We start from the raw sequence: 24,232 nt of genomic DNA on the forward strand, positions 1-24,232 counted from the left end.
TCGGGGCCCCGGGTCAGTCCCTCGAACTACTCACCCATGTGGAGCGCACCGTGCAGTTCAGTCTCACCGTCGAAGGCAGGCTCACCACCTCCGCCATGACCAACACCACCCAGTCTGGCCGCGAGTTCGTCACGTTCACGATCGTGCACCAGGACCAGTACCGCGACCACACCGGCAAGTGGGTCGATGCGAAGCCGATGTTCTTCGACATCGTGTGCTGGGGCAAGCTCGCCGGCCACGTCCGCAACCTCACCCGCGGCACGGTCGTCGTCATCGAAGGCGGCCGGCTGCTGGGCTACATCAACGACAACGAGCTTGCCGGCTTGAAGGTCGAGGCCCGCAACGTCTCCCTCAGCATGCGGTTCGGCGAGGCGCACCCCGGCCCGGCCAAGCGGACCCGCCGCGCCGACCTCGTCACCACCGCCGACGGCGAGCAGATCACCGCCGACGCCTACCCCGACGTCGTCACCGACCGGGAACTGGTCCACCGCTAGCCCGACCTCGACACCGGGGCCGGCCGCGACCACCGCGGCCGGCCCCGGCTTGCACACACAAGCCTCCCACGGCGCCGCACCGCCGATGCCGTCCATCGAAGCGACCGCCCCGCATGAGCGACATGCGGCGCCGGCACCGCAACGAAAGGAACCCCTCGATGCTCGACCAGTCGTCCCGGCACCTTGCATATGCCGCCGGATCCATGCACAGCCACGGCCGCACCATCGTCTTCGACTGCATCGACGACCATGGACGGGTCACTCTCAGCGTCATCGTTGACGAGGCAGTCCTCGCCTCCGGCATCGCCCGCGTCATCGCCGGACTCGCCCTCCTCGCCGGCGACCACGCCGAACTCGCCGAGCTGCACGCAGCCCACTCCCGGCACGACAGCGACCACGCCGCGGAGACGTTCCCCGAGCACGCGCCGGGGACGTCCTCAGCCGTCGTGCCGCTCCGCTCATCGCCGGCCGTGCCGTTCGAGCTGCTGCACACGTCCACCGGACGCGCCGCCGACCAGCTCCCGCAACTGCCTGCGCGGCCGAGTCCGCACCCGATCCAGTACCGCGACGAGCCAGTCGCCCACCATGGCGGCCAGTACGTCGCACCCGGCCGCCGAGTCGTGGCCGGCACCTGGCGCTACCCGTCACCCGAGGTGTGCCGCGACGACCGCACCGCCGGCGTGTGGATCGGGCCGCCGGACCGGACATCGCAACAGGCTCTGGTCTGTGTCTCCTGCGGCCTGGACGGCACCTGACCCACCAGCAGTACCCGGCACGACACACCCCGCCCGGGGCCCAGCGCTCGCCGCCGAGGCCCCGGGCGGCCCTCGTCTGCGCGACATCCGCAACCCCTGAAGGGACCAGCGCATGAAACCGTCACGGCCACGCTCCGACCTGCTGCTCATCCTCGCCCGCAGCGATGAGCACGGCATCGCCGAACTCGCCGGCCATGTCGCCTACCGCTACGACCCGGCAATCGCCGACCATGGGTACGCCGACCCGGGTGCAGTGCTCACCCCGAGCTTCGACCGCCCCGACGGCGTCTACGACCGCTACGCCGACCTGTCCGTGCGCGGCCGGATCGACACCGACGGCATGACCGAAGACTGCAGCTGCTGGGGCTGGCGGTACGAGTACCGGCCACACACCGTCGACCTGGTCCGCGCGCACAGCATGACCGCGTTCCTGCGCCGGATCGCACGGCAGCTGGCAGCCCTCGACACGCAGTTCGGCACCCCGGCCGCGTTCGCCGACTACGTCACCCGGTTCGTCACGGCCCTGGGCATCAGCCGCTATGCGGTACACAGCCCGAAACGACGGGTCGACGGCACCCGCTGGCATTGGCTGGACACCGACGGCATGCGCCGCTGGGTCCGCCACCACGAACCCCCGGAGCCGACACCATGGCCCTGACCGCCGGCCACCCGCAGCCCTCCGCATCGCCCCAGACCGCCGCTGGCCTGCTGCACGTGGTCCAGTTCTCCGGCGGCATCGGGTCCTGGGCGACCGCGATGCGCGTCGCCGCCGAGCATGGCACCGACCGGCTCGTCCTGCTGGCGGCGAACACGAAAGCCGAGGATCCGGACCTGTGGCGCTTCGTCGATGACGCCGCCGGCCAGCTCGGCGTCACACCGATCGTCGTCGCCGACGGCCGCACACCGTGGCAGGTCTTCGCCGACCAGCGGTTCATCGGCAACAGTAAGATCGCTCCCTGCTCTCACCATCTGAAGCAGAAGCCGTGCCGTGCCTGGCTCACCGCCAACGCCGACCCCGCGACCACGATCCTCTACGTCGGCATCGACTGGGCCGAGCAGCACCGCACACCAGGCATCGAACGGGGCTGGAAGCCCTGGACCGTCCGGTTCCCGATGTGCGACCCGCCGCACCTCACAAAAGCCGAGATGCTCGACTGGGCCCGCGCCGAAGGCATCGAGCCGCCCCGCGCCTACGCCGAAGGGTTCAGCCACAACAACTGTTTCGGCGCGTGTGTCCGAGCCGGCCAGCGGCAGTGGCGGCACCTGCTCGACATCGCGCCCGACCGGTTCGCCGCGGCGGAGGCCGAGGAGGAACGCCTGCGTTCAACGCTGGGCGACGTGGCGATCCTGCGGGAACGGCGCGGCGGCGTTAGCCGGCCCCTGCCGCTGCGGGAACTGCGCCGCCGCGCCGAACTCGCCCCGGAGGTCCGGCGCGAGGCAACGCCTCGCTGACCGCCGATGGCCGGCGCGTGCAGGCCGTACCAGCGCCTCAGCATCACCAGCGGCGCAGACGTGGCGACCGGCTGGTCTTGGCGCCTGCCTAGGGCTGACCTGCCGCGCTGCCGGGGCCCGGGCATCACAGCGGCGGCGGAGACGCCGCTGCTGAGGACCCAAAGGTCAGGCCACCCGAACCGGGGACAGCCAAGCCCCCAGCGCAGAACATCTTGGCACCCGTGTCTCGCTCCGCTCGACGCCAAGATCTTCTTTCTGGAGGCTTGCGGCCCCAGCCCAGGGCGGCCTTTGACCAGGCCCGTCAGCGCGGCATACCGACGCCCCGGATCGCCCGATCCGGCGCACACACCAGGTGAGCCGCACCCGGAACGCCCGATGGGAGCCCACCGCATGTCCTCCACCGCCGGCAGCGAGCGCGACAGTCAGCCGCAATCCCTCACGCCGCCCGACCGAGACACCTCGACCACGCCCCCAGCCGGCCGGCCCGCCGCAACGCCGGCCAGGTCGACGACGCGAACCACCGGACGCCTGCGGGTCGCGGTCGTCGGCGGATCGCTGAGCGGCCCCACCACGGCACTGCTGCTCCTGCAGGCTGGATTCGACGACGTCACCGTCTACGAGGCCATCCCGGCCAGCGCCCCGCAAGGCGGCGGACTGATCGGCCTCGAGCACTCCTCCCTCGACGTGTTCGACCACCTCGGCATCCCCCAGGACGAATTCGTTCGCTACGACTCCGAGGCCGTCATGCAGATCACCCTCTGCCAGCGCCGACCCGGACAGGTCCGGCGCCACCTCTACGCCGGCCGCAACACCACCTGGACGCTGCTGCACACGGCCCTGTCCCGCCGCCTGCCCACCGACGTCCTGCGCACCGGCGCCCGGGTCACCGGCCTGTCCGCCGAGCACGACCAGCCACTGCTACACTTCGCCGACGGCAACGCCGCCCCCGCCGACCTGGTGGTCTTCGCCGACGGCCGCTCCTCGACCGGGCGCCGGCTGCTGGACCCGCAGCGGCGACTGCACTACGCCGGCTACGTCGCCCACCGCGGCCAGACGACCAGCACCCGGCCCGACCTGCGCGACTTCCTGCGCTTCGAACCCTCCGAGCACAGCGGGATGCAGTTCAACGTCGCCCCCGTCCCCGGCGGCGCGGACTGGACGTTCTACCTCGGCGCCACACCCGCCCAATACGCAGAGTTCTTCGGCGCCCCACCGACCCGGCGGGTCTTCGCCCTGCCGCAGCACATCACCGCAGCGGCCCGCACCGAGGTCGACGCCAGCGCCGAGCGGTACCTGCCCAACGAACAGGCCGCCCTGGTGCACGCCACCACCACCCGGATGGCCGCCCCGGTCATGGACATCGAACCCCCGACCCGCATGGTCTGGCCCATCGGCGCCGGCCACGCCGTACTGCTCGGCGACGCCCTCGCCCCGGTCCGGCCGCACACCGCCCGCGGCGCCAACAACGGCATCGAACAAGCCTGGGGCCTCACCGCCGCACTCACCCAGCACCGCAAATACCACGCCGACCTGACGACCGCCCTCGACGGGTGGCAGCACCGCCACCTGCCCGCCGCAGTCGCCGCCGTCCACCTCGGACCCGAACTCGGCCGGCAGTACGGCCTCGGCACAGCCTGAGCCAACCCCGACCCGGTCGGCCCGCGACCCGCGCTGCCAGCACCCGCTGCAGCCGGCGTCGCGGGCCGGTCCCGTCAATCCATCGACTCGCCCCTGGAGGAACCCATGGCCACCGACCGCACCGCCTACCTCGCCCTCGCTTCCCTCGCCACGCCCGGCAACCGCGAACTCGGCAACCTGATCCGCAGCACCGGACCAGCACTCGCCCTCGACCGGCTCCTGCACGGCAGCGACCTCAGCCCGGAGCTCACCGAAGCCGTCAACGCCCGCCTGAGCGCGGCCGGACGCGCATCTGCCCGCGTAGACCGCATCGCTGACGGCATGCTCCGACGCGCCGAACAGCTCGGCGCCAGGATCGTCACCCCAGCCGACGAGGAATGGCCGGCATCATTGCACGACCTCACCCAGATCAGCAGCCACGACGACAATCCCATCCGCCGCGACACCGACCCGCCGCTGTGCCTCTGGCTGCGCGGACCACAGCGGCTCGACGTGACCCTACAGCGGTCCGTGTCGGTCGTCGGAGCACGAGCGGCCACCGGCTACGGCGCATCCGTCGCCTCCGAGTTCGCCTACGGCCTCGCCGAACGCGGATGGACCGTCGTATCGGGCGGCGCTCTCGGCATCGACGTGACCGCGCACAGGGGTGCCCTGGCTGCGCGCGGGTCGACGGTGGCCGTGCTTGCGTGCGGGATCGACCGGGCATACCCGGCGGCCAACGCCGCAGTCCTGGAGCAGATCGGCGCCGAGGGGTTGCTGGTGACCGAGTGGCCGCCCGGCACCCAACCGCAGAAGGCCCAGTTCCTGGCCCGCAACCGAATTATCGCAGCCACGACCAGGGGCACAGTCATGGTCGAGGCCGGCTCACGCAGCGGGGCGCGCAACACCCTCGCGTGCGCCCGGCTGCTCCAGCGCGCCGCCATGGTCGTGCCCGGCCCGACCACCTCGGCGATGTCCGTCGGCTGCCACATCGAGCTCCGCCAGCCGGACACCGTCCTGGTGACCCGGGTCGAGGAGATCATCGAGGAGATCGGCAGCGTCAACCAGCCGGCCCCAACGGGACACCGTCCCTACGAGGTCCTCGACGCGCTGCAGGCGCGCATCCTCGACGCGGTGCAGCCACACCGCGCCACGCGGGCGGAGCAGATCGCCGCGGCAGCCGGGGTCAGCGACCGCGACGCCAGGCGAACCCTGCCGCTGCTGGCCGACCTCGGACTCGTGATAGCCGGCCCGAACGGTTACCGGCGCGCTGGCGAACCGCCCGCTGTGCACCGTGAGCGCGGCTGACGATCCACCCGCCTGCACCGCCGCGCCGAGCCGTCACCCACGGTTCGGCGCGACGGTCACGCCGCAGCACCACCACACGCGCCGCACCCGTACCCGGCGCCAACCCCGGTAGCCGCCGGGGCTGCAGCCTGTGCAATGGGAACTGCACGAGGTCGTGGTCGAAGCCGCCAACGACGGCAAGACCGTGTACGGGCCTGGGCCTACATGTGCGCGCGCTGCTTCATCGGCCACGGCACCGGCCTGGGCACCGGACGCGGCCAGCGCCTCCTGCCCGGACCCCGACCCGCCGCAACGGACACGGCGACGTAACCTGCCGCCGCCGAACGAGCAGCAGCGCCGGCGTCGACCTGCCTGCCGCGGCGGACGAGCTGCCGTCCAGCCGCCGCCGCCGATGTGCAACACGGCGCTGCCCGGCCGGCGTGGAGCACGGCAGGGGCCGGGCGCGGACCGGAACCACGCCCAGCAGCCCCAAGCGATGACCGGCCAGGCCGGCACCTGGCAAGCACCACCCCCACCGGCCCGGCCCGGCTTGCTCCGCGGCGCCGGCCGCTGCGCTGCCGACCCGCCGCGGCCTGGCCTACGGCCTGCCTGCCCAGGCACCGGCCGACCGGTCCCACCCAGGACCGCCAGCGCGGCACCGCCCCGCACTACCGGGCCCGCCGCACCCCACACACCGACCAGGAGGTCACCGCCGTGCTCCACCACCTCGACGTCGCCCAGCAGGCCGAGCAGCCCGACATCCACCGCGGCCGCGGCACCACCCCCTACGTGCCCTACGGCGCCAAGCAGGACTTCCGCCTCGACCGTGCCGCCGACCTCGCCGAGCTGCGCATCATCAACGGCTACCGCGACCCGAAGCCGACCCGCGACTGACGTTGTCCCCGGGCCGGCCTCCACGTCCCGGAGGCCGGCCCCGCTCACACCGGCCGCAGCCGACAGAACCCTGTTCAGCACAGCCCCCCGTCCCCGGCCGCACTGCTGCGCGTCAGCGCCGCCGGCTCGACCATGCCAGACGCGACGGCTACACTGGTTAGTTGTCGGCCAAGCGCCTTCGGGCGGGGCTGGTTTCTGGAAATGGCGGCCGGGGTGTGCTAACACTCCACGGAGTGATCCCCGGCCGCCGCCACCAGCACGGCGGACAGCCCTCACCGACAGGAACCCTCTGCCGTGCAGATCAGGATCATCCGCGGTCACGAGTGCACGGACCGCCCCGGCGTCGCCGAGCTCCTCGACCGCAGCGGGCAAACCGTTGTCAACCTCGCCGCCGACCGGGCCGCCACCGGCTTCCCCGAACCGTGGCACACCGACACCACCGGACGCGGTGTGCGCACCCGACCCGACGGCAGCAAATCCGGCCGCGAGTGGTACCGCATCACCGACATCGCCGCGTTCAGAGCCAGCTACCTCGCTCGAGTCGCCGAAATCGGCCAGGCCCGCAGTCACGACGCGCCGCTCGACGTCGACCGTGACGCGCTGCTCGACGTCGCCGCGTTCACGACGCTGCTCCGCATCACCCGCGGTGCGTTCAGCCGCTACGTCGACAACAGCAAACCGGTCTGGCACGCATACGCCGTCGCCGTCCGCCACGCCACCCTCGACGGCCACCGCCTCATCGCCCGCGCCACCGCCGACCACGGCCGATGGCTCATCGTCGACGGCCCCGAAGAGATCGAACTCGGCGCCAAACTCCACGACGTCTTCGCCGGCTACGGCGGCACCTGGCAACCCGAACTGCCCGGCTACACCTTCCCAGCCCCGGCCGCTGAAGCCCTGCACAGCCTCCTTGCCGGCAACGACTTCTACCTCCCGCCACCCGACGACCGTAAGCCCGGCAACCACGGCATCAGGCGCCGCTGGCTCGGCGCCACCGCCTACGCCTTCATCCAGCAGCGCCGCGGCTCCACCAGCCAGCCCCGGCAGCTGCGGCCGGCGGCACCGCCACTCCAGCCGTAGCCGGCCCTGCCCCGTCGGCCGACGCACCGCCGTCGCGATGACGCCAGCGAACCGGGGGTGCAAGGCGCCGCCGGCGAACGCCGTCACCGAACCGGTGCAGCATCCCTTGGACCCCGGCCCGCCGGGCTCGCTGTCCGCAGCTCCCGCGGGACTCGGGCCGGGGCCCAGCTTCGCCGGCCCTGGCCCTGCGACTGCGCGGTTCGTCGCGCACGCACCACCACCGCCGGACACCCGCCCGCCTGCGCCCCACGGCCGCTGACGGAGGTCGGGGCTCCGCCCCGAAGGAAAAACTTCGCCTCGCCGGCGGGGCAGACAACAGGATGGCCCCAAACCCCGACCGGCCCGCACGGTCCGAGGGTGGCGCCTCGCGCTCCGGTCCATCCCGCCACCTGACCCCAAGGGGTATGCCACACCGTGCGGTCGGGTGCAAACGAGCAAAAAGAGCGCTCGTTTGCACCCGACCACCCGGCATGCCAAATCAAAGATCAGGCGACGGGATGGACCTCCACACGAGGCTCAATGTTGGCGAAGCCTGCCGCTGCGCGGCAGAACAAACCCCGCCCCACCAGCACAAACATTACATCCACCCTAGTCAACACATCCGGGATGATGTATCATTTATGTAGGTCGTTTAGCACCGACCGAATCCAGAAACCCGCACCGCACGCGAAGGAGAACCAGCGTGACCCTCGCACTCACCACCGCCGACCTCATCGCCCTCGGCGACGTCGCGATCATCGCCCACGACCTCGGCGAACCCGAGATCTATGCGGCAGCCCTCGACCGCATGCACGACCTCGGCTGGGGCCGCTACGCCGAGCTGATCCCCGCCATCCTCAACGGCGACACCCCGCCCAACCCTGACGAGTTCCCCGAGTACTACGCCGGACCCGTCACCGTCACCGCCGACGACCTGTGCGCCTTCCACGGCGAGCCGCCGTTCTAGCCACCCACGCAGCGCCGGGCCGCACACGGCCCGGCGCTCCCACGGGCAGCACCCCAACGGCCAGCCACCCACGAAAGGGCACCCACGATGCTGCGCAGACGCCACCGCGCCGCGCCGGTCGGCGCCGCCGTGACCTATCACGGCACCGTCGCCGCACTCACCGGCCGCCGCTTCACCATCACCCACATCGACACCACCACGGGCCGCGCCCGCTACCAACTGTCCGACAGCGCCGGGCCGCTCCTTGACAACGTCCACGCCGAGTCGTTCACTGTCGCCCCGGCGGACCGCCCCGCGCGATGGGAGGCGCGCCTCAAGGCCATCGACCGCGCCGCCGCCGCGAACGACGAAACCGTCATCATCGCCCCCTACCTCGCCGAGGTCCGCGCCCTGCTCGCCCGAGGCGAGCAGCGCAGCGCGCACGACGCCGCCCGCGCCCTCGAACACCACCTCGGCCTCCGCATCGCTCCCGGCGCCCACCGCCGCTAAGCCCCCGGCCGGGCGGTGCTGCGAACCTCTGCCGCCGCCTGGCCGGGCCTGACGGGAAAAAGAAGACGCCGTGCGGGACAATCTCCCGCACGGCGTACCCCAACCACATCCCAGCCAGGAGACCACCCATGTCCCCGCCGCCCGAACCGACCCGCGACAAGATCGGCCGGACCGTCACCCGCGCCGCCTGGGTGATCATCGTCGGTGCGCTCCTCGCAGCCGCCGCCGCCCTCGGGCTACTCGTCGCCGCCCTCATTGTCGGCCGCCCCTGAACCAGCCCCGCGCCGCCCCTCACGCAGCGTCGCCGCCAACAGCGCCACCGCCTCACCGTCCGCCCGCCGCCGCGCCGCCCGAACCTCCACCTCCGGCACGTCCGCAGTCAGCGCCGCCACCGAGTCGCCGACCAGCTCGGCCAGCACGACCAAGGCCACATCGAGCCCGCCGCGCGCCGCCGCTTCCTCCCGGCCCAGCCGCCCCAACGCCTCAGCCCGCCGCGCGGCAACCGCCGAAACCTCGTCCTGCGCCCGGCCGACCAGCGCCGCCGCCCGACGCTGCGCCGCCTGCGCCGCCCGAAGCCGCCGGACCGCCGCAGTGCCGCTCTGACTCGTCGCCATACGCTCACGGTAAACAGCCCCGCATCGCTTCGGCTACGCCATGAGAACGCGCAAACTCACGCTATTCAGTGGTGTCGAATAGCGCCACCTCACCACATCAAGTGGGCCAGCACCAACCTTTCTCGCGGGCAGTGGTTGAGGTCCGCTGTACGGCTTCGATCGGGCACACCACATGGCATTAAAATGTCATCAGGTGAGTCGATCTTGTACGTTTGCGGCATGCTCTCCGTCGCCAGAATCGCGCCCGGCGACGGCATCCGCTACCTCACCGACCAAGTCGCCACCGGCCGGCACGACTTCCGGAAGAACCCAGAAAGTGCTGCTGCGGCCTACATGTCGGACGCCGTGGCGCACGGCGAGGCACCCGGCTGGTGGGCCGGACAGACCCTCGCCATGTTCGGCATCAGCGGCATTGTCGACACCGAACAGCTGCAGCGACTCATCGGCAAAGGACAGCATCCGGTTACCGGTGAGCAGCTCGGCCGGTTGTGGCGGATCTACCGGCCGATGACCGACGAATACCGCGCGGCCGCATATGAGAAAGCCCTCGCAAAACTGCCCGCCGACGCGACCGTGGAGCAGAAGGCGAAGCTGTGGAACGACATCCACCTGATGCCCGAACGCAAAGCCGTCGCCGGGTTCGACGTCACCGTGTCCATGGTGAAAAGCGGCTCCCTGCTGTTCGCGTTCGGCGACGACCACGTCAAGGCGCAGGTGATGTCCGCGCAGCACGCCGGCGTCCGCGCCGTCGTCGAGCACCTCCGCGCCCACGGCGCGTTCACCCGGATCGGCGTCAACGGCGTCGTCCAGATCGACACCGACGGGCTCGCGGTCGCGGTCTTCGACCACCGCCTGTCCCGCGCCGGCGACCCGCAGATCCACTCCCACATCGTTGTCTCCTCGAAGGTCCGCACCGCCGACGGCAAATGGCTCGCCCTGGACAGCAAAGCGTTCTACCAAGCGACGATCGGGGCGCGGATCGCCTACGAGCGGGCCGTCGAACACGAACTGCACACCCGTCTCGGCGTGCGGTTCGCCGCCCGCGCCGACTCCCCGATCCGGGAGATCGTCGGCATCGGGATGGCCTCGATCCGGCACTACTCGAAACGCCGCGCGGCGATCGAAGCCGACCTCGCCAGCACCACGCCGACCCGCGGACGAGTGCCGGACACGCGGTGGCGGCGGGTCGCACAGATCGCGACCCTGCGCACCCGCGCCCCGCGCGAGCTGGCAGAGTCGACCCGGGAGATGGAGCAGCGGCTCCGCCGCGAAGACGCCGCCGCGGGCCTGTCCACCGCCGCCGACGTCCGCCGGATCGTCACCGGCCGGGTTGGCGATCCCGTCCACGACCTCGCCACCCACGCGGTCGCCGCCGCCCATCAGACCGCCGGCCCGGACCGCATCTCCCTCGCCGATGTCGACGCCGCGCTCGAGCGCCTCGGCGTCGACCCGCAGCAGCAGCCCGCGATCGTCAACGCCGCGGTCCGCCTCGACGATTACCTGGCCGTTGAGCGCGCCATCGGCAACCTCGCCCAGGAGCGGGCCGTGTTCCGGCTCGACCACGTCGAGCTGCACGTCGGCCGGGTCCTCGGCCTCGCCGAGGATGGTGACCGGCGCGCCGACTGGCGGCGGGTGCAGCGCCTCGCGGCCGAGGCGATCCGCACCCACGCCGCCGGGCTACGCGTCCTCACCCCGCCCGAACTCGTCGAGTGGGCGCCGTCTCTGATCCGGCCCAGTGACGGCCAAGGCGTCTACACCCGCCACCGCGATCTGTACCTGACGACCGAAACGGTGCTCGGCGCCGAGCAGGAAGTCATCGCCTACGCCGCCCGCACCGACGCGACACCCGCCCCTGCCCAGCTGCTCGACCAGGTCGCCGCCGAGCTCGACCTCAGCCCAGACAAGGTGACCGCGCTGCACCGCGCGGTCGGCGACGACCGCACCGTCACCGGCGTCATCGGCCCCGCCGGCTCCGGCAAAACGTTCCTGCAGAACGCGGTCGCCACCGCCGCCACCCGGGCCGGGATTCCGGTGCTCGGCCTCACCGTCGGGCAGCATGCCGCCGACGTCCTCGCCGACGCCACCCGCGCCCCCGACGGCACCGCGATGCGCACCGAGAACATCGCGATGTGGCTCCACGCCCAGCACACCCCGCCCGACGGCACCACCACCGAGGAGCACTGGAGCTTCGCCCCCGGGCAGTGGCTCATCGTCGACGAAGCGTCGCAGGCGTCGTCGCTCCAACTCGCCGAACTCGTCCGGCAACTCGACAAGGTCGGCGGAAAATTGATCCTCGTCGGCGACCCCGAGCAGGTGTCCGCGGTCGGCCCCGGCGGGCTGCTGCGCTACCTCACCGGGCTCGGCGTCACCGCCGAACTCACCGACCTGCGCCGCTTCCAAGAACCGTGGGAAGGCCCGGCGTCGCTGCGGCTGCGCGACGGCGACGTCACCGTCCTCGTCGAGTACGAGCGCCGCGGCCGGATCGTCGCCGGCGACCACGACGACCTCGTACCGCAAATGCTGTCCGGCTGGGCAGCCGACACCCTTGCCGGCCTGGACAGCCTCCTGCTCGTCGAAACCCAGGCCGAAGCCGCCGCCCTCGCCGCCCAAGCCCGCACCCAGCTCATCCAGACCGGGATCGTCGAACGCGGCCGGAGCGTCGCGCTCGCCGACGACAACCGCGCCTCCGTCGGGGATCGGATCGTGACCCGCCGCAACGACCGCCGCCTCGAGACCAACTCCGGATTCGTTGCCAACCGGGACAGCTGGCGCATCACCGCCATCGGGCCGGGCGGCGCGGTCGAGGCGGTCAACAACCGGACCGGCGAAGAAGTCGTCCTGCCCGCCGAATATGTCGCGGCGCACGTCCAGCTCGCCTACGCGTCCACGGTCGACGCCGCGCAGGGCCGCACCGTCGACACCGTTCGCAGTCTCGTCGACGAGGCCACCACCCGCGGCCGGTTGTACGTGATGGTCACCCGCGGCGCGCTCACCAACCTCCTCTACGTCATCACTCACCACCGCCCCGAAGAGGCCCACCACCGGCAGACACCCGGGGCCGGTGTCGCGATCCTCGCCGAGATCCTCACCACCGACACCACCGACCGGTCCGCCACTGAAACCGAGCTGCGGCTCATCGACGACCACGACAAACTCGCCGTCTGGGGGTCGATCTTCGACGACCTCCTCGGCCGCGTCGAGGTCGACAGTCACATCGCCGTCATCGCCGAGGCCGCCGGCCGCCACCACCCCGGACCCGGTGGTAACCCCGCCGCGCAGGCGGCGAGCACCGCGAGCGCCATCGCCGCCCGGCTCGTCGACGACCCCGCGCTGCCCGCGCTCACCTACCGGCTCAGCCAGCTCTCCGCCGCCGGTTACAACCCCGCCGAGGTCCTCGACACGGCGGTCGCCTGGATGGACTTCGACGACGCGCGCGACGTCGCCGCCGTGCTCACCTGGCGCGTCGAGCAGCTGTATGAAGACGCCCTCGCCGACCCCCGCGCCGCCGTCCAACCCGACCAAACTCGCACCTATATCGACCGTGTCCCCGCGTCCGCACCCGCCGGCCTCCGTGACACCCTTACCCAGGTCGCGGTCGTCGCCGACCGGCGCATCGCCGGCCTCGCCGAACTCGCCGCAGATCTACGCCCCGCGTGGGCGGAGGCGCTCGGCCCGGTTCCCGACGATGAGACCGGGCGCGCTCAGTGGATCGGGCGGGCCGCCGTCGTCGTCGCCTACCGCGACCGGTACACGGTGCCGCGCGACGCGCCGATCGGGCCCGAACCCAGCCACCGCGACGCCGCCCGGTGGGCCTCCTGGCACCGCGGCCGCATCGCTCTTGGCGTCGCCACCGTCGCCGGCCAGGTCGACGCCGCACCCGACCACGAGCTACGCGAATGGGTCGCCCTGCAACGTGCCGCCGACCGCGCTGCTCCGCCCTATGTCGGCGACGACCTGCGCGGTGCGCACCTCCAGCTCGCCGCCGCCGAACAGCACGTCGACCACCTCCGGCAGCGCCTCGCCGCGGCCGAAGCCAGCGCGGAACGGCTCCGTACCGCCGCCCCGCCACGGGCCGCGCTGTGGCGACGGCACAGCGCCATTGCCGAGCAGCAGGCGCTGCGCGCCGCCCGGCAGCAGCGTGCGGACGACCGCGTCGGGCACCTCGGCACGCGGCTCGCCGCCGCCCAGGAGACCGTGGCTCAACGCACCGTGCTCGTTGAGGGACTCGAGCAACAGCACGCCACGTGGACCGCGGCGTACGAGCGGAGCCTCCCGACGCGGTACCTCGGCCTCGCCGCGGCAGCCGAGCAGGCTCGCCGCGCCCAGGCCGTCGACCGGAAGTCCGACGAACTCCGGGACGCACTGAAAGCCTCCACGGCGAAGGTCCGTGCCGTCGACGCGACCCGGCCCAAACCTCGTGCCGAGATGGTCAGCCCGCATCTGCACGATGAGGCAGCGGCGGCGCGTGACCGCATCGGCCTGCCACCGGCTGATCCGGATCTAGATCTCTGACGCAGGGGCCGGATTCCGCTCCCCGTCGTCGTTTGACGGGGGTGTCTGCGGCGAGGACAAGAGTAGTTCACCCGAGTTGACATCGATCGTGATGGCGATTTCAAGTATCTGGTTTCGAAGTTTTCGTCCATGCCAGTGACCCGCTTGGACCAGAACAAGGCACCTGCGGATGGCTTCGTGGGCTTCCCCGTAGTTGCCGGCGTTACAGCAGACCGTGGCCAGCATCAGCTCGTCGTGGATCAGCTCGCCGTGGTGTGGTCCGAATACGTTAGCGGTGAGATTTCGAGCCATCCGGGCGTACTGCACGGCTTCGTCGTGACGCTGTTGGGCGCCATGCACCACGGCAAGGTTGAAGTAGGCGCTCGCGAGGTTTGGGCGGTACGGATCGCCTCCGTGGCGCAGCATCTGCACGGCGGCTTCCAGATCCGAGCGCGCCTGCTGGGGATCGCCGGACTCCAGGGCGATTCTGCCGCGTACCTGTAGCAGGCTGCCGCGGACCGGTGACGTCTCGCCTCGAACGGCCGCTGCTGCCAACCCCTTTTCCACCAGGGATCGCGCCTCGTCGAGCTGGTGGAGGTCGACGAGCGCGTTCAGCAGAGCCAGGGTGATCTCGGTGCGGTAGATGGACGGCAGGTCTTCGGTGATGTCCCAGGCTGCCCGCAGGTGGGGTATCGCTTCTTCGAGTCGTCCCGAGTCGCGGAGGGTGATGCCGGCCTGCTTATGCAGCGCGGCCGTATGGTCGGTTCGCTGCTGCTCGTCGTGGACGCCGGGAACGAGCGCGAACGCGGCGTCAATCGCGTCGAGGGCAGCGTCGAGCCGGCCGAGTCCGGTTTCAATATCAGCCAGGAGTGACTGCCGAAAGATGCGCTCGCGAACGCCAACGGCCGTACCGGCTTCCGCTGCAGCCATAGCGTCAAAGGCAGCTCGAGCGTCTGGATAACGCGCTGCGTACGCCAGTGTTTGGGCTCGGGCGAGCGTTGCGGCCCGCACCTGCTTCCCGTCATCGGCCACGAGCGCAACCTCCAGCCACTCCTCGATCGACGACAACGCTTCAGTGATATTTCCGCCCATCCGCTGGGCCGAGGCCAACTGTGCAAGGGCGGCCACGACTCGCGCCGACGGCTGCTCCATCGTCTTCGCGATTTCGACGCCACGGCTCAGGTAGGCCGTTGCAATCCCCAAGTCGCCGTACCGCAGCTGCCACATACCGAGCCAGCCAAACGCGGCAAAAATTACCTCCGGCTCGGACTTCGTTTCGACCGCATACTCGACCGCGGCAGCAATGTGTGCGCCAAGGGCGGTTGCTTCGCGCGCCTTCGACGGCCCGTCATTCTGGTACTCGGCGGCATACAGTAGGAGCACCAGAACGGATCGCGCCCAAAGCTGTCGCTGGTCAAGTGGAATGCGCTCCCGGATAATCGACTGGACCAGTGGGTGGACTTTCAGCGTGGCATTTTCGCGAATCACCAAACTGAACTGATGGAGCGCACCGATTGCGCGATCACGGGTCAGAATTTCGGACAGGGCGACGAGCGCGGTTTGCGTTTCGGACGGCTCGCCCGGCTCGAACGTAACAATGACCTGATCTTCGAATATGCGCTCGGGTAGCGGCTCGGGAGCCGCGCACGCCATGACGAAGGCCAAGGGCATGGCAGCCGACTCCGTCTCGACAGCGGTGCCGAACGCGTCGCGGATCGCCGCTGCCGTCGGTGTTGGATGGCCTGGAGCTCGTCCCAGGTCGAGCATCGCGATTGGCGCATTGCGGATGCGGGTCAGGTATCCGGCTATGGTGATGCGCTGGCTTCGGCAGTAGCTTGCTGCTTGGACAAGGCCGAGCGGATGGCCGGCGAACACGTCGGCGACCTCGCCTAGCGCCGCCGAGTCTTCGTCGGCAAGAACCGAACGCAGGTACGCCACGCTCTCATCTCGACCAAGTGGGTGGATGGCGATGTGCACGAACGCATCGTCGAGGTGGGTCGCTGTCGTGGTGACGATGAACCGGGTGGCCGATCGCCGGGGAATGAGTCCTTCAACGGTGTCCGGATCGGTGACACCGTCGACGATCAGCAACAGCCGGGGGTCGTCGGGGACATCCAGTTCGGATGTCCGCGGGCTTGCGGGGCGCCGAGTGTTGTCGGGCGAGGTGTCGCGGGGCGCATCCGCTGTGAGTGCGAACAAGGCTTCCGCCAGCGCTGCGCGCGTGTCGGCGGGGAGGATGTGTACGGCCATGATCGACCCTCGCTCAGCGGCGTATTGACGGGCCAAGGCGGACTTGCCGATGCCGGGCATGCCCGATAGGACCACCGGTGCGACCGGTGCTTCGCCCCCGAGGTCGAGGTGATCGTCGAGCTGAGCCATCTGGGGTTCCCGGCCGACGAACAGTGGGTCTGCGACAAGCAGTTCCCGTGGCCGACGGGCTTGTGCGCTGGCTTCGGCGACGAGGAGGCGAAGATCGGCCATCAGCACCAGACGGTCGGCAAGGTCGGGACCGCCACGACTTGCCACGTCGCGCATGAGACCGACGAGTCGCTCAACTCGGTCGGCGGGTGACGGTGGCCGCTGAATCGATGCTGCCGCAATTCGTGCGACGATCGCTGTGTAGACCTCGGGCGCGCGGGCGGGGTCCAGCCCGAGGTCGGGCATCAGGCGTTGCAGATCGCGGATGGCAACGGCGTCGATGTAGCGCCGATCCGGCAGGGGGTCCCGTCGTAGGCGCAGATGCTCCAGGAACCGCCCAGCCTCGGCAACATCGATCTGCAGGTCGCGAGCAAGCTTCGCGACGTCCTGTTGGGTTGCCTGCGGATGAATTGCGTCGATGACGAACTGCGCCGCGGTACGGCTGAACCCGCGGTTGGACTCGAACACATACTCGCCGGCCTCGCCCATCGCCTTCCAGACGGCGTGCAGATCCCGCAGCACGTGCTCGTTCTTCAGGTCGGCGTAGCTCCAGTCGTCCTGCCCGGAGTCGCGGTGTTTGACCGACACCATCTCGTTGGTGCCGTCGGCCCCGATCAAGACGTAGTCGGTGGCCCACTCGACGGCGACGGCAACGATCGGCGAGGTGGGCGCGAGGTTGTCGATGCATCGCAGCGCGACGCACGAGTCCTGGTATTCGTACCGGGCTCGAGTTTGCGGCCCGGTGTTCCGCGGGTCTCGATACAAGCCGGCGCCCGGCAACGACATAGGCGGCACAGAGGCATGATAGTGACTGCAGGAGCCTTAACGCCTTCCACGGACCGGATGGATCACCAGTGCCGAAGAGTAGAAAGCGGCCGCCGAAGCGGCAACGACCATCGGCATCCCCCATCGGTTCGGGTCCGGTGATCAGCGATCCGCTGGAGGCAGATGCTGGCCAGCACATTCGGGAGGCGCTGGCGGACACGAAGGCGTGCGGTCGGCTGCTCCTCACAGGTGACCCGACCATGCGCAGACTCTCGCATCACCAGGTTGCGGTCGATTCGGACACAGCCGGGCCGCCAGCAACGCCCGTCGTCCTCGTCGAGCCGGTAGTCGACAGAGTCATGCCGCTCGACCAGGGTCGCTACTCGCTGACGATGGCGATACCAATGAAACTTGGGTTGACGCCGTTTCGGCCATACCGCAAACCGGAGACGGCCGCCAACTGGGTCATCCGAGACGGGACACCCTGGGAGTTGCTGGACCCGACGGGAGCCGTCGTCGCGCGATTCTCATGCCAGCCCAATCCACAGTGGCGGGCCGCCGCGATCGAGCAACGACAGGTCGTCCTGCTCTACGGCTGCCGACTCGGTGTACGCCCGCCCGATGGCGTGCCCGGCGAGCGGTACCACATCGGTGTCCGCGACGGCGAACTGCACGCCTCGCTCGCCTCCGGCGCTGTGCTAGCCGGATCCGTCGCCTACACCGATCTTCGGCCAGGAGCGAAGGCGTCGCCCGAGCGGGCCAAAGGTGGCATCCGGCGCCTCAGGCTACGCACCGAGTGACGGCCTGCCGGCTGCGAGCGCCACAATGTGGTCAGAACATCGCGGCCTGCTCGTTAGCACGCGGCGTCGCGGTAGCATTCGGCGCGGTGGGAACCGGCGCCGCGGCAGTACCTCATTGATGCCCCACTTCGGCGGGAAGAACAGCTTGACTGCGGTGCGGGCCTTGATCCGGCTCCGTGCGCGACGAGCTTTGGGTACGCCCGGTATTGCATCGACACCGCCCGCGCGTGGGAGCAGCACGGCCGGCTTCACCAGGCGACCCATGCCCTGCACGACGCCGAGGCCCGCGCGCCAGAGAAACTGCGCCGGCCGTCCTCCCACGAGCTGATCACCCGCATGCTGTACTCGCCGGCCCGGACGCCCAGCAACCTGCGCGGCCTCGCCACCCGCGTCGGCGCCCTTCGCTGACGCTGTCGACAGCACACCTGCTGCGGGCCGGACTGACGCCCGGCAGGACGGTGACGATGGGTTCGGGGCATCCCACGGTCACTACAGAGGCGTCGGCCTCCTCATCCGCCGATTCTGAGCCTGTGCGCGACCTGCTCGGAAATCGTGCGCAAGGGCCTCCGCTACCAGCTGCGCGGCGGCAACCCCGGCAAGGTGCTCAACACGGCCGGAGGCATGCCGTACATACACCCCATCGGCCTCATCCGGACGAATAATTATCTCAGTAATCAGGCTGTTCATTCGCTCATACACGTGCCGCGACCAAGGCTGAGGGCCGTAGCGCAGAAATGACAGCACCGGCTCGCCTTCGCTATAGCGAGTTGTCTCCTGAACGTGGTCGAGAAGAAGATACGCCCTGCACGACGGATACCGATCCTCATTGCCAATGCCTCCGAAGACTATGCCCTCACCACGAGACCCTTTCCTCATTCGTTCGAAGCTTTCCTGGGTCATCATTTCATTCGGATGAAAGCGCATACGCAAATCATGCAGCCGGAGCGCCCCGCCAAGTTGCTCCAGCCATGCAAGGGAAGTCTTCCGCCAGCGCACATACAGGCTCAGCGTGCGTTCCGCAACCTCGTCATCGAAGATTCTATTTGCGAAATCCGGATCGCGCATATCCGCAATTGCACGCTTCTGAATGCGGAGAAAGACGCCCACCAAGGGGGCCAGGTCGCCACCCTTATCACTGATCGCCAGGGCATCGATGTAGCGATTCCTGTCCGCTGCCATTTGAACGATGAGCGGCGGAAGTGCCGAGGCACCGACTACGATGTTGGCGAGTAGACGCGAGACCCTCCCGTTACCGTCTTCGAAAGGATGGATGTGCGCGAGCCAGGCATGAACGGCTGCGGCCGTCACTACCGGCGGTAGCCGCTGACCCTGCACCGTCTCATTGAGCCACTGCACGAGATCGCCCATAGCAGCGCGAGCGTCGAGCGGGCTGAGCGGCGTGTGGTCCGCGCCCTGGATCGCATTGAGCCATACCTTGTACTGACCCGCGGTCGGGTGATTTCCCATAATTAGGCCGTGCATACCGCGGATGTCGATTTCCATGATTGGTCTCGACGGGTAGGTACTCATGACCTCGTCGGCGAACAGCTTTCCGCCATGAAGCCCAAGTACGTCGAGCGTGCGCTGATCGCACTGGAGGCTGCGGATCACCGTATACCGGTTGATCGCAGCTTCGATCTCCTCGGCCGACTTACTCTCAAGAATTTCTTTGGTGCGAGAAAGGCGCTCCGGCCCGAGTCCTTCAACGCGGTTACTTTCATGCAATTCTCGAACGCGGCGATTCTTCTTCAGCCACGTCGTTCTAATATCATTTTTTAGCTTGTATCGAGCAAGCATTGCCTCAGCACTCACGTACTGAATAGCCTTGAGCATCTCACCGACGTGGTCCTCGTCGACCGCTGGCGGGATCGAGTAGGGCGAGCCCTCAAGACCGAGCTGCAGCTCGCGGTCTGTCCATTCCGCTCGAAAATCAACCGTCACCCGGTGCATCCCGCCACTCGCCCGCTGCGCTCGTCGCAGACCACCTGTAGACGATCCCACGTTTGGGTTCGTCAACGAGGACGGCACGCCGAGGACGACCGCCGACAAGCGCAGCGTCGGCACGGCGCGTTCCAGACCGGCCATCCCATGCGCTGTGAAACGCTTGCGCCAATTGGCAAGCGTTCGGCACCGACACACCAACTCGGCAACGACATGCGATTTCAGTGCGTCTTGATCGACGCACGCCGATCCGGCGCCGCACCGCAAGCGCCTGCGTCGACGTCGGCGCCCCCGCACAGTCCCGCCCGCTGCTCCTCGGTGACCGTCAACATCGCCCTCGTCCGGACCAAGCGCACTATACCGCCCAAAGCACACTTAAGGGTCGGAGCGGCGAACGTGTAGAACGACAGCCATGACCGACGACGAGATGCCTGTGGGGTACTACCGCGGTTTCCGCGCCTGGGAGACGGGCGACGGGGATCTACTAGCCGTGCGCCCGTTGGTCGCCGAAATGATCGGCGCAGGTGTTGTCGCCGCTGATTCTTCAGATGCGTACTGGGCGGGCGGCGGCAACCAGCGCGATTGGGACGTTCGCGGCGGCGCGGTGAAGGTCGATGTGAAGCTTGCCTGGGTGCACCGAGCGGGCATCCTCGGCGTGCCGCCGCCGCCCGCGAAAACGCGGCAGTACGACCCTGAGCAGGTTGACGAGATCGCTCTCGTGCTCCTCGAGCCGGAACTCCGGATCGACCACGAGTACTTGTCCGATGGTGCGGTCACCTTCGCCGTGACGGGTCGCCAGCGCGCAGTCTTCCGCGTCCCGGTCGGCAAGATGAACAGGGTGATGCGTCAGGACGGCAGATCACGAGGCCGGTGGCTGGTGAATCTCGTCGACATCGCGTCCTGCATCGTGCGTGGACCAGTACTGGAGATTGAAGGCACGGATTCGCTCGCTCAGGAGGACGATGTCACCGGCGGTGATGCCTAGCTGTTCGGGCAGGGCCCACCGGACCTGGTCCAGCGGCGTCGGCGCGCACTGCGGATAGGCGGTCTTCCAGCGATATGCTCAGCCGACCTGGGCCGATCCGACCCAGCTGCCCAACTCCGATGACCAGCTACTTGTGGAAGGAACGCCATCGTGCGGCAGCGTGCCCCCTTCCGGCGCCTCGTCGAACAGATCCTGGCAGAGTGCGCCACACACGGCATCGACGTGTCCCGCGCCGCTGTAGAGGACATGGTCGCCGGTCGAGTCCGGGACATGGCCGCCACGCTGCGGGTCACCGAGGACACGGTCGTGCGGTCCTACCTGTCCACCATTGATCCCGCCGCGTTCGTGGCGGCGTTGCAGCGAGCGGGCGAGGAGGGCGCGCGGGAGCTGGCCGACACCCCACCAGCGATCCTGGATCTGGAAAGTGTGGGACGGCTGGTCGCCTCCCTCGGCCAAGCGGTGCGCTGTGTCAGCCTCAACCACCAGACCATCGCCGGTGGCGAACGGGGCAAGTGGGAGGCTGTCGGAGTGCTCGACAACGCCGGTGACGGGCTGACGCTGATCGGCGCCGCTCTGGAACAGACCGCAGTCCGGAGTGGCCGGGTCTCAGTTCTGTTCAGCGACGAGGCGGTGGTCCGCGCCCGCCGTGCCCTGGACCAGACGGTGCAGAACCTGCAGGCCGGTGTCTGGTCGTTCGGCCACGAACCGGACATCGACAGGGGGGTCGCCGATCGGATGGCCGCCGACCTCGCGCTGCTGCCACCGGCCTGATCGACGCGCGCGGCGGTCGCATGCCACTGGATTCGGGGATCGCCCACGCGAGGGTCTCGCGTCCGGAGCCAGTTCCCGTTACATCCGCACCGAGCCCAGGTTCACGGCTGTGCCCAGCATCGATCAAGAGACGTGCGCGAAGAAGGGGCTAGACAGCCCGGGTGGGTACTGGCAGGTCAGGCAGCGATGGGGAATTCGTAGAGCCAATACTGCTGTTCGTCGATGCGTTGCGCGTTCACGTCGCCGGCGAGGCGGTGCAGCATGAGCCGCACGACGCGGGACATGCGCCGGACCTCGTCGGTGCGGTGGCAGAAGTCCAGGGCGATGAGCCCGTTGTGGGCGGCGGCGGTGTGGTACATGGCGGTGACGAGCTCGCCGAAGGCCACGGCGGCGCGGGCGTCGGCGTCGGTGGCGACGAAGCCGCAGTACCAGATCCGCTGCTCGGCGTAGTGCTGCGGCCAGCGGCGTTGGAAGTACGGCGGGGAGATGAGCGGGACCGCGTCGAGGTCGTTGGTGTAGGTGGCCAGCCCGAGCAGGGTGCCGTCGCTGTCCAGGTAGAGGTACTTGTCCACGCGCGGGTCGGCCATGACGTCGTCGAACTCGTGGCGGTACATGAGGTGGCGCTGCACGGCCAGGGTGTTGAGCTCGGCGAACGCCGTCGAGTACAGCGCCCAGGCTGTCTCACGTTGGTCGCTGTCGACTTCGGCGACGACTTTCACAGTCATGATCAATCCTTGAGAGGTTGGGGTTGGGGGTTGGGCGAGGACGGTGCGGTATCCGGCGTCAAGGACCACGGCGCCCCGATCGATGGCCGCGGCATGTGGCGAGGCCGGGTGATCGCGACTACCTGCATGCGGCGGCCAAGGCGAGCCGCGCCTCCGCCGGTGTCGGAGCATCGGTTCCGCGGCCGTGGTCAGTGGCGGCGCGCCGCGCGTTTGCGGCGCCGGCGGCGTCTGCGGCGTGCTGGCGCCGGGGCGTTGGGTGGCTGCCGCGCTGGCCGGGTGACCGTGCTCGCACTCGGTGTCCGCGCTGGAGCCGGCAGGTGCATCCGTGGTCGCGGCCGACCGGCCGGGAGTGCCGGGGCCTGGGCTGCGGGCTGGGCAATGTGGTGTGGGCGGTGCCGGGTGGCGCGCCAGAGCAGGGCGGCGCCGGCCACGGTAGCGGGGATGAGCAGGTGCGGGCCGCCGGAGCCGAGCACGGCGGCGGTGACCGCGGTGCCGGTGAGGGCGGCAAGGGTGTGCCAGCCGGTGGGGAGTAGCACGGCGGCGGCGACCATGCCGGCCATGGCTACCGCGGCGAGCAGGACGGTGACGAGCTGCATGAGCTGCCCGGGCGCGATGTGCCAGTGGATCGCGGCCGTGGTGATGATGATGGTGGCGGTGGCCTGGACGGCGAGGCTGCGCCGGGCGACGCCGTTAGTGTGGTGGGCGAGCCAGGAAGGCAGGTCTCCAGCGGCGGCGAGGGTGGCGCCGGATCGGGCTGCGCCGGCCAGGTAGGTGTTGCCGGCGCCGACGGTAAGCAGCAGCGCGATCGCGGCGACGACGGGTGGGGCGGCGGGGCCGAGCCCGGAGCGGACGACGGCGTAGAGGGGGACGCCGGTCTCCGCAGCGACGTGGCCGAGGGTGCCGATGGTGGCGGTGGCGAGGCCGAGGTAGACCACGCCGATGACGACGAGGGTGGCGGCGGTGACGCAGGGCAAGGTCCGGTGGGGCCGGTGGACGGCGTCGGTGAGGGTGGCGCACGCTTCCCACCCGGCCACGCCGACAAACAACACAGCGGTGGCGCGGGCGACCGCGGCAAAGCCGTGCGGGTTGAACGGGGTGAAGTTCGCCAGGTGCAGATGCCGGGCCGCGGCGGCGAGGCTGATGGTGAGCAGGGTGAGCAGGACGCCGATGAGGCCAAGTTGGACCCGGCCGGACAGCCGGATCCCGGCGGCATTCGCCGCGATGACGAGGGCGAGGATCGCGGCGGCAACGGCGGTCGCGGTGTACGGGCCGGCGCCGAGCGCCGCGGCGACGTACTGCCCGCCGAGCAGTGCCGCAGCGGCTGCGGCGAGGGGTACCGCGGCGTAGAACCACCAGCCGACGATCGTGCGGGCGTCGGGGCCGAACGCGCGTTCGGCGGTGGCGGCGATCCCGCCCCCGGACGGGTAGCGCACGGCGAGGGCGGTGAATGTAGTCGCGACCGGGATCCCGAGAACGACGAGCGCCGCCCAGGCGAGCACTGAGGCGGGGCCGGCGCGCCCGGCGGCCATGCCCGGCAGCACGAGGACGCCCGGGCCGAGCAGCGCTCCGGTGTAGAGGGCGACCGCGGGCCCGAACCCGATCCGCTGCCGTCCGCTGGTCGCTCGCGGGTGCACCGGCCGCGACGCGCCGGTCGACCCAAGTATCGGTCCTGCCGGGGTGGTGGGTGCAGCTGGTTTCACGGCCGATG

Annotated in this window: 20 protein-coding genes; 15 read left to right on the forward strand and 5 right to left on the reverse strand. The window is 69.9% G+C overall.

All coding sequences use genetic code 11. The annotated features are described in order from the left end of the window. The first annotated feature begins 50 nt into the window (after positions 1-50). From ACGFI8_RS29525 to ACGFI8_RS29575, 11 genes are all read left to right on the forward strand, one after another. Complete coding sequence (locus tag ACGFI8_RS29525) at positions 51-494, forward strand: single-stranded DNA-binding protein (protein WP_392809846.1); 444 nt, start codon at positions 51-53, stop codon at positions 492-494. A gap of 158 nt (positions 495-652) precedes the next feature. Further along, positions 653-1,249 (forward strand): hypothetical protein, encoded by a 597-nt coding sequence (locus ACGFI8_RS29530; RefSeq protein ID WP_392809848.1) that lies wholly within the window; start codon positions 653-655, stop codon positions 1,247-1,249. A 112-nt stretch (positions 1,250-1,361) separates the two neighbouring features. After that, positions 1,362-1,907 (forward strand): hypothetical protein, encoded by a 546-nt coding sequence (locus tag ACGFI8_RS29535; RefSeq protein WP_392809850.1) that lies wholly within the window; start codon positions 1,362-1,364, stop codon positions 1,905-1,907. Further along, positions 1,898-2,701 carry a hypothetical protein gene (locus ACGFI8_RS29540; protein WP_392809852.1) on the forward strand — a complete coding sequence of 268 codons (804 nt, stop codon included), beginning with the start codon at positions 1,898-1,900 and terminating at the stop codon, positions 2,699-2,701. Before ACGFI8_RS29535 ends, ACGFI8_RS29540 begins: the two co-directional genes overlap by 10 nt. Before the next feature lie 390 nt (positions 2,702-3,091). Next, positions 3,092-4,339, forward strand: a complete 1,248-nt coding sequence (locus tag ACGFI8_RS29545) for an FAD-dependent monooxygenase (protein ID WP_392809854.1) — start codon at positions 3,092-3,094, stop codon at positions 4,337-4,339. A 105-nt stretch (positions 4,340-4,444) separates the two neighbouring features. Then, positions 4,445-5,626, forward strand: coding sequence for a DNA-processing protein DprA (dprA, locus tag ACGFI8_RS29550; RefSeq protein ID WP_392809855.1), 1,182 nt, complete (start codon positions 4,445-4,447; stop codon positions 5,624-5,626). A 693-nt stretch (positions 5,627-6,319) separates the two neighbouring features. Then, positions 6,320-6,499, forward strand: a complete 180-nt coding sequence (locus tag ACGFI8_RS29555; RefSeq protein WP_392809856.1) for a hypothetical protein — start codon at positions 6,320-6,322, stop codon at positions 6,497-6,499. 294 nt (positions 6,500-6,793) lie between these two features. Beyond that, positions 6,794-7,579 (forward strand): hypothetical protein, encoded by a 786-nt coding sequence (locus tag ACGFI8_RS29560; protein WP_392809859.1) that lies wholly within the window; start codon positions 6,794-6,796, stop codon positions 7,577-7,579. Between the two features lie 682 nt (positions 7,580-8,261). After that, positions 8,262-8,525, forward strand: a complete 264-nt coding sequence (locus ACGFI8_RS29565) for a hypothetical protein (RefSeq protein WP_392809860.1) — start codon at positions 8,262-8,264, stop codon at positions 8,523-8,525. 87 nt (positions 8,526-8,612) lie between these two features. Continuing rightward, complete coding sequence (locus tag ACGFI8_RS29570; RefSeq protein ID WP_392809861.1) at positions 8,613-9,014, forward strand: hypothetical protein; 402 nt, start codon at positions 8,613-8,615, stop codon at positions 9,012-9,014. Between the two features lie 128 nt (positions 9,015-9,142). Beyond that, positions 9,143-9,286, forward strand: a complete 144-nt coding sequence (locus ACGFI8_RS29575; protein ID WP_392809863.1) for a hypothetical protein — start codon at positions 9,143-9,145, stop codon at positions 9,284-9,286. On the opposite strand, the gene ACGFI8_RS29580 is transcribed toward ACGFI8_RS29575, so the two are convergent. Then, positions 9,251-9,628, reverse strand: coding sequence for a hypothetical protein (locus ACGFI8_RS29580; protein WP_392809865.1), 378 nt, complete (start codon positions 9,626-9,628; stop codon positions 9,251-9,253). The genes ACGFI8_RS29575 and ACGFI8_RS29580 overlap by 36 nt on opposite strands. Before the next feature lie 219 nt (positions 9,629-9,847). On the opposite strand from ACGFI8_RS29580, the gene mobF reads away from it, so the two are divergent. Next, complete coding sequence (mobF, locus tag ACGFI8_RS29585; RefSeq protein WP_392809866.1) at positions 9,848-14,140, forward strand: MobF family relaxase; 4,293 nt, start codon at positions 9,848-9,850, stop codon at positions 14,138-14,140. Here the strand turns inward: mobF and ACGFI8_RS29590 are convergent. Further along, positions 14,129-17,323 carry a tetratricopeptide repeat protein gene (locus tag ACGFI8_RS29590; protein WP_392809940.1) on the reverse strand — a complete coding sequence of 1,065 codons (3,195 nt, stop codon included), beginning with the start codon at positions 17,321-17,323 and terminating at the stop codon, positions 14,129-14,131. The genes mobF and ACGFI8_RS29590 overlap by 12 nt on opposite strands. Positions 17,324-17,460: 137 nt before the next feature. On the opposite strand from ACGFI8_RS29590, the gene ACGFI8_RS29595 reads away from it, so the two are divergent. Further along, positions 17,461-18,102: a hypothetical protein gene (locus ACGFI8_RS29595; RefSeq protein WP_392809868.1), complete on the forward strand. Its 642-nt coding sequence runs from the start codon at positions 17,461-17,463 to the stop codon at positions 18,100-18,102. Between the two features lie 489 nt (positions 18,103-18,591). Here ACGFI8_RS29595 and ACGFI8_RS29600 read toward each other — a convergent pair whose 3' ends face one another. Then, complete coding sequence (locus tag ACGFI8_RS29600; protein WP_392809870.1) at positions 18,592-20,187, reverse strand: Fic family protein; 1,596 nt, start codon at positions 20,185-20,187, stop codon at positions 18,592-18,594. Positions 20,188-20,455: 268 nt separating this feature from the next. Here ACGFI8_RS29600 and ACGFI8_RS29605 point away from each other — a divergent pair, with 268 nt between their 5' ends. Together ACGFI8_RS29605 and ACGFI8_RS29610 are read left to right on the forward strand one after the other, a co-directional pair. Next, positions 20,456-21,028 (forward strand): hypothetical protein, encoded by a 573-nt coding sequence (locus ACGFI8_RS29605; protein ID WP_392809872.1) that lies wholly within the window; start codon positions 20,456-20,458, stop codon positions 21,026-21,028. Positions 21,029-21,298: 270 nt separating this feature from the next. Then, positions 21,299-21,799 (forward strand): hypothetical protein, encoded by a 501-nt coding sequence (locus tag ACGFI8_RS29610; RefSeq protein WP_392809873.1) that lies wholly within the window; start codon positions 21,299-21,301, stop codon positions 21,797-21,799. Positions 21,800-21,975: 176 nt separating this feature from the next. Here ACGFI8_RS29610 and ACGFI8_RS29615 read toward each other — a convergent pair whose 3' ends face one another. Then, positions 21,976-22,524: a hypothetical protein gene (locus ACGFI8_RS29615; RefSeq protein WP_392809875.1), complete on the reverse strand. Its 549-nt coding sequence runs from the start codon at positions 22,522-22,524 to the stop codon at positions 21,976-21,978. A 188-nt stretch (positions 22,525-22,712) separates the two neighbouring features. Continuing rightward, positions 22,713-24,158 carry an APC family permease gene (locus ACGFI8_RS29620; protein WP_392809876.1) on the reverse strand — a complete coding sequence of 482 codons (1,446 nt, stop codon included), beginning with the start codon at positions 24,156-24,158 and terminating at the stop codon, positions 22,713-22,715. Positions 24,159-24,232 lie beyond the last annotated feature (74 nt).

This window comes from Dactylosporangium sp. NPDC048998 (assembly GCF_043197855.1).
Taxonomy (GTDB): Bacteria; Actinomycetota; Actinomycetes; order Mycobacteriales; family Micromonosporaceae; genus Dactylosporangium.

What these genes read in the sequence shown, in the direction of transcription:
- mobF (WP_392809866.1), top strand. Translation starts at nt 9,848, where the DNA reads ATGCTCTCCGTCGCCAGAATCGCGCCCGGCGACGGCATCCGCTACCTC.
- ACGFI8_RS29575 (WP_392809863.1), top strand. Translation starts at nt 9,143, where the DNA reads ATGTCCCCGCCGCCCGAACCGACCCGCGACAAGATCGGCCGGACCGTC.
- ACGFI8_RS29570 (WP_392809861.1), top strand. Translation starts at nt 8,613, where the DNA reads ATGCTGCGCAGACGCCACCGCGCCGCGCCGGTCGGCGCCGCCGTGACC.
- dprA (WP_392809855.1), top strand. Translation starts at nt 4,445, where the DNA reads ATGGCCACCGACCGCACCGCCTACCTCGCCCTCGCTTCCCTCGCCACG.
- ACGFI8_RS29580 (WP_392809865.1), bottom strand. Translation starts at nt 9,628, where the DNA reads ATGGCGACGAGTCAGAGCGGCACTGCGGCGGTCCGGCGGCTTCGGGCG.
- ACGFI8_RS29610 (WP_392809873.1), top strand. Translation starts at nt 21,299, where the DNA reads ATGGCCGCCACGCTGCGGGTCACCGAGGACACGGTCGTGCGGTCCTAC.
- ACGFI8_RS29615 (WP_392809875.1), bottom strand. Translation starts at nt 22,524, where the DNA reads ATGACTGTGAAAGTCGTCGCCGAAGTCGACAGCGACCAACGTGAGACA.
- ACGFI8_RS29540 (WP_392809852.1), top strand. Translation starts at nt 1,898, where the DNA reads ATGGCCCTGACCGCCGGCCACCCGCAGCCCTCCGCATCGCCCCAGACC.
- ACGFI8_RS29590 (WP_392809940.1), bottom strand. Translation starts at nt 17,323, where the DNA reads ATGTCGTTGCCGGGCGCCGGCTTGTATCGAGACCCGCGGAACACCGGG.
- ACGFI8_RS29530 (WP_392809848.1), top strand. Translation starts at nt 653, where the DNA reads ATGCTCGACCAGTCGTCCCGGCACCTTGCATATGCCGCCGGATCCATG.
- ACGFI8_RS29535 (WP_392809850.1), top strand. Translation starts at nt 1,362, where the DNA reads ATGAAACCGTCACGGCCACGCTCCGACCTGCTGCTCATCCTCGCCCGC.
- ACGFI8_RS29605 (WP_392809872.1), top strand. Translation starts at nt 20,456, where the DNA reads ATGACCGACGACGAGATGCCTGTGGGGTACTACCGCGGTTTCCGCGCC.
- ACGFI8_RS29600 (WP_392809870.1), bottom strand. Translation starts at nt 20,187, where the DNA reads ATGGCCGGTCTGGAACGCGCCGTGCCGACGCTGCGCTTGTCGGCGGTC.
- ACGFI8_RS29545 (WP_392809854.1), top strand. Translation starts at nt 3,092, where the DNA reads ATGTCCTCCACCGCCGGCAGCGAGCGCGACAGTCAGCCGCAATCCCTC.